The 9,208-nt window shown below is 61.3% G+C and carries 13 protein-coding genes and 1 pseudogene; 5 read left to right on the top strand and 9 right to left on the bottom strand.

Going from position 1 to position 9,208, the window contains the following annotated elements:
- The 3 genes and pseudogenes from B3605_RS07640 to B3605_RS07630 all read left to right on the top strand — a co-directional run.
- Window positions 1–705: pseudogene (locus tag B3605_RS07640) on the top strand (acetyl-CoA carboxylase biotin carboxylase subunit); the annotation flags it as partial.
- A 5-nt stretch (window positions 706–710) separates the two neighbouring features.
- On the top strand, window positions 711–1,331 hold the full coding sequence (gene aat, locus B3605_RS07635; protein ID WP_296433488.1) for a leucyl/phenylalanyl-tRNA--protein transferase: 621 nt from the start codon (window positions 711–713) through the stop codon (window positions 1,329–1,331).
- Window positions 1,332–1,398: 67 nt separating this feature from the next.
- Entirely contained in the window at window positions 1,399–2,328 is a 930-nt protein-coding gene (locus tag B3605_RS07630) for a DUF2167 domain-containing protein (RefSeq protein WP_112941512.1), read from the top strand.
- A gap of 10 nt (window positions 2,329–2,338) precedes the next feature.
- On the opposite strand, the gene B3605_RS07625 is transcribed toward B3605_RS07630, so the two are convergent.
- The 5 genes from B3605_RS07625 to gatB form a co-directional block, all read right to left on the bottom strand.
- Window positions 2,339–2,770 (bottom strand): DUF2155 domain-containing protein, encoded by a 432-nt coding sequence (locus tag B3605_RS07625; protein WP_112941513.1) that lies wholly within the window; start codon window positions 2,768–2,770, stop codon window positions 2,339–2,341.
- 108 nt (window positions 2,771–2,878) lie between these two features.
- Entirely contained in the window at window positions 2,879–3,277 is a 399-nt protein-coding gene (locus tag B3605_RS07620; protein WP_018900154.1) for an NADH:ubiquinone oxidoreductase subunit NDUFA12, read from the bottom strand.
- Window positions 3,278–3,382: 105 nt separating this feature from the next.
- A complete protein-coding gene (locus tag B3605_RS07615) occupies window positions 3,383–3,847 on the bottom strand; it encodes a GNAT family N-acetyltransferase (RefSeq protein WP_296433487.1) in 465 nt (154 codons plus the stop codon).
- Between the two features lie 10 nt (window positions 3,848–3,857).
- On the bottom strand, window positions 3,858–4,364 hold the full coding sequence (locus B3605_RS07610) for a GNAT family N-acetyltransferase (protein WP_112941515.1): 507 nt from the start codon (window positions 4,362–4,364) through the stop codon (window positions 3,858–3,860).
- A 63-nt stretch (window positions 4,365–4,427) separates the two neighbouring features.
- The gene (gene gatB / locus B3605_RS07605) at window positions 4,428–5,933 is read right to left on the bottom strand and encodes an Asp-tRNA(Asn)/Glu-tRNA(Gln) amidotransferase subunit GatB (protein ID WP_112941516.1); all 1,506 of its coding nucleotides are present in this window, start codon (window positions 5,931–5,933) and stop codon (window positions 4,428–4,430) included.
- Between the two features lie 147 nt (window positions 5,934–6,080).
- Here gatB and B3605_RS07600 point away from each other — a divergent pair, with 147 nt between their 5' ends.
- A complete protein-coding gene (locus B3605_RS07600; protein WP_112941517.1) occupies window positions 6,081–6,386 on the top strand; it encodes a DUF1294 domain-containing protein in 306 nt (101 codons plus the stop codon).
- Here the strand turns inward: B3605_RS07600 and B3605_RS07595 are convergent.
- The gene (locus B3605_RS07595) at window positions 6,383–6,889 is read right to left on the bottom strand and encodes a GNAT family N-acetyltransferase (RefSeq protein ID WP_112941518.1); all 507 of its coding nucleotides are present in this window, start codon (window positions 6,887–6,889) and stop codon (window positions 6,383–6,385) included. The genes B3605_RS07600 and B3605_RS07595 overlap by 4 nt on opposite strands.
- A gap of 307 nt (window positions 6,890–7,196) precedes the next feature.
- Between B3605_RS07595 and B3605_RS07590 the strand changes: the two genes are divergently transcribed.
- Window positions 7,197–7,454 carry a YjhX family toxin gene (locus B3605_RS07590; protein ID WP_111561319.1) on the top strand — a complete coding sequence of 86 codons (258 nt, stop codon included), beginning with the start codon at window positions 7,197–7,199 and terminating at the stop codon, window positions 7,452–7,454.
- A gap of 33 nt (window positions 7,455–7,487) precedes the next feature.
- On the opposite strand, the gene B3605_RS07585 is transcribed toward B3605_RS07590, so the two are convergent.
- The 3 genes from B3605_RS07585 to B3605_RS07575 all read right to left on the bottom strand — a co-directional run.
- A complete protein-coding gene (locus B3605_RS07585; RefSeq protein ID WP_112941519.1) occupies window positions 7,488–7,757 on the bottom strand; it encodes a hypothetical protein in 270 nt (89 codons plus the stop codon).
- Window positions 7,758–7,780: 23 nt separating this feature from the next.
- A complete protein-coding gene (locus tag B3605_RS07580; RefSeq protein ID WP_112941520.1) occupies window positions 7,781–8,245 on the bottom strand; it encodes a GNAT family N-acetyltransferase in 465 nt (154 codons plus the stop codon).
- 20 nt (window positions 8,246–8,265) lie between these two features.
- The coding region (locus B3605_RS07575) for an amidase family protein (protein ID WP_296433486.1) at window positions 8,266–9,208 on the bottom strand (943 nt) is incomplete at its 5' end.

Raw genomic sequence — 9,208 nt, 5'->3', positions numbered from 1 at the left:
GGTGACGGCGAAGGCAATGCCATCCATCTCGGTGAACGCGACTGCTCGCTGCAGCGCCGCCACCAGAAGGTCTGGGAAGAAGCCAACTCGCCTGCCCTCAACGTCGAACAGCGCATGAAGATCGGCCAGGTCTGCGCCGACGCCATGAAGAAGCTGAAGTACCGCGGCGCCGGCACGATCGAGTTCCTCTACGAAAACGGCGAGTTCTATTTCATCGAAATGAACACCCGTCTTCAGGTCGAGCATCCGATCACCGAAGCGATCACCGGCATCGACCTCGTGCACGAGCAGATCCGCGTCGCCTCCGGCGGCGGCCTGTCCGTCACCCAGGATGAGATCCACTTCCATGGCCATGCCATCGAATGCCGCATCAACGCCGAGGACGCGCGCACCTTCGTGCCGTCGCCCGGCACGATCACGCATTTCCATGCACCTGGCGGTTTGGGCGTACGTATCGATTCGGGTGTCTATCAGGGCTACAAGATCCCGCCCTATTACGACAGCCTGATCGGCAAGCTGATCGTCCACGGCCGGACGCGCGTCGAGTGCATGATGCGCCTGCGTCGCGCGCTTGACGAGTTCGTGGTCGACGGCATCAAGACGACGCTGCCGCTCTTCCAGGATCTGGTCGACAATCAGGACATCGCCAACGGCGATTACGACATCCACTGGCTGGAAAACTATCTGGCCAGCAAGCCGGCTTAACCGCAATGGCAGGGTCGCGCAGGAAATCTCCAGGCATCACACCGGAAATTCTCCTGCGCGCCTATTCCATCGGCCTCTTCCCGATGGCCGAATCGGCTGACGACCCCGAGATCTTCTGGGTCGAGCCCGATCTTCGCGGCGTTCTGCCGCTCAATGATTTCCACGTTTCCAAAAGCCTCGCCAAGACCATCCGGCGCAAACCGTTCGAGATCCGCTTCGACCATGACTTCGAGGGTGTGATCGCGGCCTGCGCGGAGGAGACGTCGGGGCGCCCAAGCACCTGGATCAACCAGACGATCAGGTCGCTCTACGCATCGCTCTTTCGCACGGGACACGCCCATACCGTCGAGGCGTGGGATGGCGACCAGCTGGTGGGCGGGCTTTACGGCGTGTCTCTGGGTGCCGCCTTCTTCGGCGAGAGCATGTTCTCGCGGCGCACGGACGCCTCGAAGATCTGCCTCGTGCATCTGGTGGAGCGGCTGAAGGAGAAGGGTTTCGTGTTGCTCGACACCCAGTTCACCACCGAGCACCTGAAAACCTTCGGTGCCATCGACGTTCCGAAGGACGAGTACGAGCACATGCTCGCCACGGCGATGGCTTCGCCGCATCTGTCTTTTGCACAATAAAATACACGTTCACGTTGACGTTACTCCCAAGTCGCCTATTGTCGCGCCTTTGACGGGAGTATTGTTCATGAAGTTGAAAATTGCCGCACTGACGTCCCTCTTCGTTCTGGCAGCAACGCTGGCTCAGGCGAAGCCATATCAGGAGATGTTTCCGGGTGCGGATCGTTTCGGAGATGCCGACAAGGCTATCCTGGAAAAGATCGACTTTCAGCAAGGCGCGATCAAGATTCCCGGCGCGAACGCCACCCTCGATATTCCCGAGCAATTTTACTATCTCAGCCCGGCCGACGCACGCCGCGTGATCGTCGACATCTGGGGCAATCCGCCACAAGCGGGCGAAGGAACGATGGGGATGGTCTTCCCCGCTAAATACGCTCCTGTTGAGGGCGGATCATGGGGCTCTGTCGTCGAATACAGTGCTGACGGCTACGTCTCCGACGTGGATGCCGCATCCACCGACTACGACGAACTGCTCCAGAACATCAAGGACTCGATCGCGGAAACCAATCCGGAACGCGAGAAGCAGGGTTTCGAGAAGATCACGCTCGTCGGCTGGGCGTCGCCGCCGCACTATGACCAATCCGCGCATGCGCTGCACTGGGCGCGCGATCTCATCTTCGGCAACGACATGAGCCAAGCGCACACGCTGAACTATTCCGTGCGCGTCTTTGGGCGCGAAGGCGTCTTCATGTTCAATTTCGTGGCGGGAATGGACCAACTGAAGGAAATTCAGTCCGCCGTCCCCGACGTCCTGACCATGGTCAGGTTCGACAGCGGCAAGACCTACAAGGACTATGAAAGCGGAGACAAGCTGGCGGCCTACGGCATGGCAGGCATGATCGCGGCCGGAGCCGGCGCGAAGGTCGCGGCCAAAGTCGGACTGCTCGCAATGGCGGCCGTTTTCTTCAAGAAGGCCGGCGTGCTTGTTCTTGTTGCGGGAGCAGCGCTATTGCGGGCCCTAAAGGGACTGTTCTCCCGCAAGAAACCCTCGGCGTAATCGCAGAGGGTTAGTTCGTCTTGGCGTCGGGCGCAGGCACGTCCGACGTCGCCTTGCAGTCCTTCAGCCAGACGTCATAGATTGGGTGCTCGACGGCATTGAGGCCGGGGCTGTCGGCGAACATCCAGCCGGTGAAGATGCGGCGGATCTTGCGGTCCAGCGTGATCTCGTCGACTTCGACGAAACCGTCGATCTTCTGCACTTCGCTCTGGTCGCGCGAATAACAGGCCTTCGGCGTCACCTGCAGGGCGCCGAACTGGACCGTTTCGTTCACATACACGTCGAAGGTGGTGATGCGGCCGGTAATCTTGTCGAGGCCGGAAAAGACGGCGACAGGATTGTCGATGCGGGCGGCGAGAACCGTCTGCGGCAGGAAGGACAAGCCAAGCGCCAGGGCGATGCCGGCGGCACGCAGGACGGGGTTCCGCGTGAGAAGCTTCATATCTTTCCGTCTCCACCGCATTTCAAAAATAGAAGGCCGCAGTGTCTGCGGCCGTTCTGCGGGTATAGGTCAATTGTGGCCAAAAACCGGGCCGGACTGGCTGCTATATCAGCTGCCGGGCGTCCATGCGTCGTAGTCGCCGGTGACGCGCGGACGTTCGCCGGCAACGGCGAGCGAGCCCGGCGGACGGTAAGCCTGCGGCGAACCGGTCGGGTTGGCGCGGTGTCCCTTCTGCCATTCCTTGGCGACATAGGTCTCCTTGGACGGCGGTACGTCGGTGCGGTAGTGCATCCAGCCGTGCCAGCCCGGCGGGATCGCCGAAGCGTCCGCGTAGCCCTTGTAGATCACCCAACGGCGCGGAAGGCCGAAGGAGGTGGTGCCGCCTTCATAGTAGACGTTGCCCAATTCATCTTCGCCGACGCGCTTGCCGAAACGCCAGGTCGCGAAGCGGGTGCCGATCGTCTGACCGTTCCACCAGGTGAAGATTTGCAGGAGGAGAGTTTTCATGTCTTTTCCTTGTGCCTGCCTTGGGAGCAAGCGGGACCAGAATTCGATCCTTCGCTTATGCCGCCAGCGGCGCCTGTTGTCCAGTGATTCCGAAGGCAAAAGGGTTCATTTCAGCGCCATCTTGAAGCCGAGATGCGAGGGCTCGAAACCGAGCCGCTCATAGAAGCGATGGGCATCCTTGCGCTTGGCGTTGGAGATGAGCTGCACGCGCGGCAGACCACGCGCCCTCGCCTTTTCGATGCAGAATTCGATCATCCGGGCGCCGATGCCCTGGCCGCGCATGTCACTGCGCGTCTGTACGGCCTCGATGATCATGAAGGACGTTCCACGCCCGGTCAGCGTCGTGGTGATCGCGGTCTGGAAGGTGCCGACGACTTCGCTGGCCAGTTCGGCGACGAAGAGCGTCTGGTCGGGAGAGGCCGCGATGGTCTCGAAGGCGCGCTCGTAATCCGGCAACGCGTCTTCGGATTGGGTGTCGCCGTGCCCGCCGATATCATCGTCGGCGAACATGGCGATCAATGCCTTCAGATCGTCCAGGCGGGCTTCGCGAATGATGATCTCTTTGGCCATGGGATACGCTTCAATAGCTGGCGAGCGGTTTTTCGAGGATCAGCGCCGGTACTCCGGATTGGCCGGGGCCATTGTTTTCGCTCTGACCGACATCGGCGAAACCGAGCCGGTGGTAGAAGCTGATCGCCGCCTCGTTGCGCGGTTCTACCTCAAGCCGCATGATCTCGGCTGCTGGAAAGCATGTTTCGAGCTCGGCGAAGATATCGCGGCCGATACCCTCGCGCTGCAGCGAGGGGCGCACGTAGAGCAGATGCAGCATGACCGTCTTGGTCATCTCGCCGGACATCGCAGCATAGCCAACGCCGCCGATTTCCTTGCCGTCATCGGCCACCAGGAATTCGGCGTTCTTGTTTGCCATGCGCGTTTTCAACGCCGCGGGCGAGAAGAGCGTCGCAACCAGCTCATCAACCTTCGGCGCGCCAAGCAGCGTGTCGTAGGTCGCATGGAAGGTTTCGACCAGGAGAGCGCGAACCTTGTCGAGATCGCGCTCGCTGGCGGTGCGGACGAAGTAGACCATTTTGTTCCTTCCGGCATCGGCTATCCGAAAACCGCTTCACACTTTTCGGCGATGCCGGATGACCTATTCCTCGACGATGCCGAGCTTGGCCTTGACCAGAGCCTGGACGGCCTGCGGGTTGGCCTTGCCGCCGGTCGACTTCATCACCTGGCCGACGAACCAGCCGGCGAGAGCGGGCTTGGCCTGAACCTTGGCGACCTGATCCGGGTTGGCGGCGATGATCTCGTCCACGGCCTTTTCGATGGCACCGGTGTCGGTGACCTGCTTCATGCCGCGGCTTTCGACGATCTCGGCCGGGTCGCCGCCTTCGCTCAGAACGATTTCGAAGACGTCCTTGGCGATCTTGCCGGAGATGGTCTCGGCCTTGATGAGGTCGATGATCGAACCGAGCTGAGCGGCAGAAACCGGAGTCGATTCAATATCCTTGCCGAGTTTGTTCAAGGCGCCCAAGAGGTCGTTGATGACCCAGTTGGCCGCCATCTTGCCATCGCGACCTTCGGCAACGGCCTCGAAATAATCGGCGATCGCTTTCTCCGACACGAGCACGGAGGCGTCGTAGATCGACAGACCGAGTTCGCGCACGAAGCGCTCCTTCTTGTCGTCAGGCAGCTCGGGCAGATCGGCTGCGAGTGCCGTGACATAGGCGTCATCGAATTCGAGCGGCAGCAGGTCGGGATCCGGGAAGTAGCGATAATCGTGCGCGTCTTCCTTGGAGCGCATCGAGCGCGTCTCGCCCTTGCCGGCGTCGAACAGGCGGGTTTCCTGGTCGATCACGCCGCCGTCCTCGAGGATGGCGATCTGGCGGCGGGCTTCGTATTCGATCGCCTGGCCGATGAAGCGGATGGAGTTGACGTTCTTGATCTCGCAACGGGTGCCGAAGCCTTCGCCCGGGCGGCGCACGGAGACGTTGACGTCGGCGCGCATGGAGCCTTCGTCCATATTGCCATCGCAGGTGCCAAGGTAGCGCACGATCGAACGCAGCTTGGTCATGTAGGCCTTGGCCTCATCCGACGAGCGCATGTCCGGCTTGGAGACGATTTCCATCAGGGCGACGCCCGAACGGTTGAGGTCGACATAGGACATGGTGGCGTGCTGGTCGTGCAGCGACTTGCCGGCGTCCTGTTCCAGGTGCAGGCGCTCGATGCCGATCTCGATATCCTCGAACTGGCCCTGACGATCCGGGCCGAGCGAGATCACGATCTGGCCCTCGCCGACGATCGGATCCTTGAACTGCGAGATCTGATAGCCCTGCGGCAGGTCGGGATAGAAGTAGTTCTTCCGGTCGAAAATCGAACGCTTGTTGATCTGCGCCTTCAAGCCGAGACCGGTGCGAACCGCCTGTGCGACGCATTCCTCGTTGATCACAGGCAGCATGCCGGGCATGGCGGCATCGACCAACGAGACGTTGGAATTCTGCGGCTTGCCGAACTCGGTCGACGCGCCGGAGAACAGCTTCGAATTGGACAGCACCTGCGCATGGACTTCCATGCCGATGATGACTTCCCAATCGCCGGTGGCGCCGGGAATGAAGCGTTTCGGATCAGGCGTGCGAACGTCGACAAGGGTCATGGAAATGCTCTTTTGAGGCTATCTTATTCAACTGGTGAGGTAACGGAAATGGCTTGCCGGTGCAAGGCTTTCGGCATGGTCCCGGGCATTGCGACCCGGACAGCCGGCATTTTTCGGTTGTTAACGGGCCGCCGCTAAACTTCACCAATGCTTCTCACCGACATCGCCAAAATCATCGGACTGTTCACAGCCTGGAACGGGCTGGTGTTTACAATCTACTTCGTCGACAAGCAGGCCGCGCGCTATGGCCAGTGGCGCATCAGCGAAAAGACCCTCCTGACGCTTGCCTTCCTCGCCGGCAGCCCCGGTGCGGTGAGCGCCCAGCAGCTGCTGCGCCACAAGACGCGCAAGGAGCCGTTTCGCTCGGAGCTGATGGCGATCTGCGGCTTTCACGTGCTTGCAGTGGTCGCGCTCATCTCCGGCATCACAGCCAAGATGCTTGGACTGATCTAGAAAGCGCCGTAAGGCCCCTCGCCCTGCGACGACACCGGTTTCGATAGCCCCACCGAGGGGACGTCCCTGTCGAGCTTGGGATTGTAGGCGACCGACAACCAGTGAATGGCGTAGCCGTTCTTCTTGAAGAAGGTGATCGCCTCGTTGTTCTCGGCGTGCGTCTGCATCATCACGCTGTCGAGCCCCTGCTCCGCCACTTCCTTCTCGATCGACTGCAGCAGAGCCGAGCCAAGGCCATGACCGGTGAAAGACGGATCGATCCAGAAGTCGGAGATCGTTTCGTCGAGATTTTCGCGCGCCGCCCATCCGGCCGTGTGGCCGTTCCATTCGATGACGGTGATGGTCAGCCAGCGAGTCTCGGCGAAATTCATGAAGGCGCTGCGGGCAGCCGACGCCATCGCATCCGCCTCGCCGATCGGCGCCATGGCCTTCTGCCAGGCGCGCAGGCCGATCTCGCTCAGGGCCTCGGCCTCTCCCTCATGTGCATTGCGAATCGTGATCAATCAAAACCTCCGAAACACCGAGGAAATTAAACCACCGAATCGAGCCATATCAAAGCCTTCCGTAATGTCAGGCGAAGTTTATCCCGCATTGCGAAAGAGGGAGCTCGCTTGGCGCCGACCTTGACGCCGACGGGGCCGAAGCCTATCAAACCCTCATGTTGAGCTCGCAATCAGAGACCCGGTAAAGGCCCTGCCCGCAAGTTTTCTTGCGCGCATGGGCCCGACGAGAACGAAGCCCTGACGTCCCATCCGGACGCCAGATCGTTTTTGTGCGCCTTAAACGGCGCGGGACCGGATCAACATCTCCATGGATATTTCACGCGCGGAACAGCGCATCCTGCACTTGCTGGCCCAAGGCGGCCGCATCGAAATCGAACGCGACGACAAAAAGAAGATCGAGGCCGTCAACTGCCTTACCCGCGACGGCTGGCTCTACCCCGGCTTCGACCTCGAGCTCTTTCGAAAGCTCAAACGGCTGAAGGCGATCAGGTCGCAGACCGGACAGCCATACCGGATCACCGAACGAGGGCTGCGGCTGGTGCGCTCGCAGCTGGATAACCGATGACAGGGAAACGGCGCCGCTCGGGTGGCGCCGTTTTCACTTGGCCAGCAACGCCGCACGCATGGCGGCCCACTCTTCGCCAAACGAACCAGTCGCAACCGGCTTGCCAGCCAATCGATACCAATAACCGGCATTCCACTCATCGCCTTCGATGCGGTGGCAGAGCGCGTGACCCCAATTGAAAGGCTGTTCGCCTTCGTGGGCCTGGCAGATGTCATGCACGGCCTTCCATTCGGCTCCCATCACGAAATCCGCGGCAGCCAGGCGGTCGAAAGCCTCGATGAGCGCTGCAATCTGCGATGCCATAGACCGTCTCCTGTCCTTGGGTGTTAAGGCAGCGCCTTCTCCATATGCACCTTTTCGAGATCGATCCCCATACTCTTGGAAAACTCGATCCCGCGCCAGACGATAGCAAAACCACAGCGTTCATACAGCCGGATCGCGCCGGTGTTGCTGGCATGGGTACCGATGCGGGCCAATGGATAGCCGTCTGCCGAGATGAGGTTGAGGATGTGGAGGACCAGCGCTCGGCCAATGCCCCTGCTCTGATGACCCGGATGCACCCAAAGGTCCGACACGTAATCGCGCGCGCCATCCCGCGCCGTCCAGCCGGCGACTACGCCATCGAGTTCGGCAACGTGCACGTCACCGGATGTGCTCTCTGCGAAGATCGAAAATTCGTGCCGGACGCGTTCGGCAATCTCAGGGGCGAGATCATGGCCCTTGAAGGCGTCGCTGGATTTCCAGGCCGCAAAACCGACTTCGCCGACCAGCATGTGGTCGGCGATCGTCATGTCTCTGACGTTCAGTCCGCTTACCACCACTTGGCGGGGGTGAAGCGGCCGGCGGCCTGTTCGATGACGTGGGCCGTCTTGAAGAGGGTTTCTTCCTCGAACGGCTTGCCGATCAGTTGCAGGCCGAGCGGCAGGCCCTTGTGGTCGAGGCCGGCGGGAACCGCGATGCCGGGAAGGCCGGCCATGTTTACGGTGACGGTGAAGATGTCATTGAGGTACATCTTGACCGGATCGGATGCCAGGTCCTCGTCGGCGATGCCGAAGGCGGACGACGGGGTAGCGGGCGTCAGGATGGCGTCGACGCCGGCGTGGAAGGCAAGGTCGAAGTCGCGCTTGATCAGCGTGCGGACCTTCTGCGCCTGGATGTAATAGGCGTCGTAGTAACCGGCCGAGAGAACATAGGTGCCGATCATGATGCGGCGCTTGACTTCCTTGCCGAAGCCGGCGGCGCGGGTCTTCTCGTACATGTCGGCAATGTCCTTGCCGTCGAGGCGCAGGCCGTAGCGCACGCCGTCGTAGCGGGCGAGGTTCGAGGAAGCCTCGGCAGGCGCCACGATGTAATAGGCCGGCAGCGCGTACTTGGTGTGCGGCAGCGAGATGTTGACGATCTCGGCGCCGGCATCCTTCAGCCAGGCGATGCCCTGCTGCCAGAGCGTTTCGATTTCTTCCGGCATGCCGGCGACGCGGTATTCGTTCGGAATGCCGATCTTCATGCCCTTCAGCGACTGGCCGAGCACGGCTTCGTAATCGGGAACAGGCAGATCGACCGAGGTCGTGTCCTTGGCATCGACCGAGGCCATCGACTTCAACAAGATGGCGGCGTCGCGGACGTCGCGGGCGATCGGGCCGGCCTGGTCGAGCGACGAGGCGAAGGCAACCGTGCCCCAGCGCGAGCAGCGACCATAGGTCGGCTTGATGCCGACGGTGCCCGTGAAGGCGGCGGGCTGGCGGATCGAGCCGCCG

Origin of the sequence: Rhizobium sp. UBA1881, from assembly GCF_002338015.1 — a bacterium.
Classification (GTDB): domain Bacteria; phylum Pseudomonadota; class Alphaproteobacteria; order Rhizobiales; family Rhizobiaceae; genus Rhizobium.
This window is presented reverse-complemented; position numbering and strand designations above follow the sequence as displayed.

Coding starts and splice junctions, on each gene's coding strand:
- aat (WP_296433488.1), top strand. CDS start 711: ATGGCAGGGTCGCGCAGGAAATCTCCAGGCATCACACCGGAAATTCTC.
- B3605_RS07630 (WP_112941512.1), top strand. CDS start 1,399: ATGAAGTTGAAAATTGCCGCACTGACGTCCCTCTTCGTTCTGGCAGCA.
- B3605_RS07625 (WP_112941513.1), bottom strand. CDS start 2,770: ATGAAGCTTCTCACGCGGAACCCCGTCCTGCGTGCCGCCGGCATCGCC.
- B3605_RS07620 (WP_018900154.1), bottom strand. CDS start 3,277: ATGAAAACTCTCCTCCTGCAAATCTTCACCTGGTGGAACGGTCAGACG.
- B3605_RS07615 (WP_296433487.1), bottom strand. CDS start 3,847: ATGGCCAAAGAGATCATCATTCGCGAAGCCCGCCTGGACGATCTGAAG.
- B3605_RS07610 (WP_112941515.1), bottom strand. CDS start 4,364: ATGGTCTACTTCGTCCGCACCGCCAGCGAGCGCGATCTCGACAAGGTT.
- gatB (WP_112941516.1), bottom strand. CDS start 5,933: ATGACCCTTGTCGACGTTCGCACGCCTGATCCGAAACGCTTCATTCCC.
- B3605_RS07600 (WP_112941517.1), top strand. CDS start 6,081: ATGCTTCTCACCGACATCGCCAAAATCATCGGACTGTTCACAGCCTGG.
- B3605_RS07590 (WP_111561319.1), top strand. CDS start 7,197: ATGGATATTTCACGCGCGGAACAGCGCATCCTGCACTTGCTGGCCCAA.
- B3605_RS07585 (WP_112941519.1), bottom strand. CDS start 7,757: ATGGCATCGCAGATTGCAGCGCTCATCGAGGCTTTCGACCGCCTGGCT.
- B3605_RS07580 (WP_112941520.1), bottom strand. CDS start 8,245: ATGACGATCGCCGACCACATGCTGGTCGGCGAAGTCGGTTTTGCGGCC.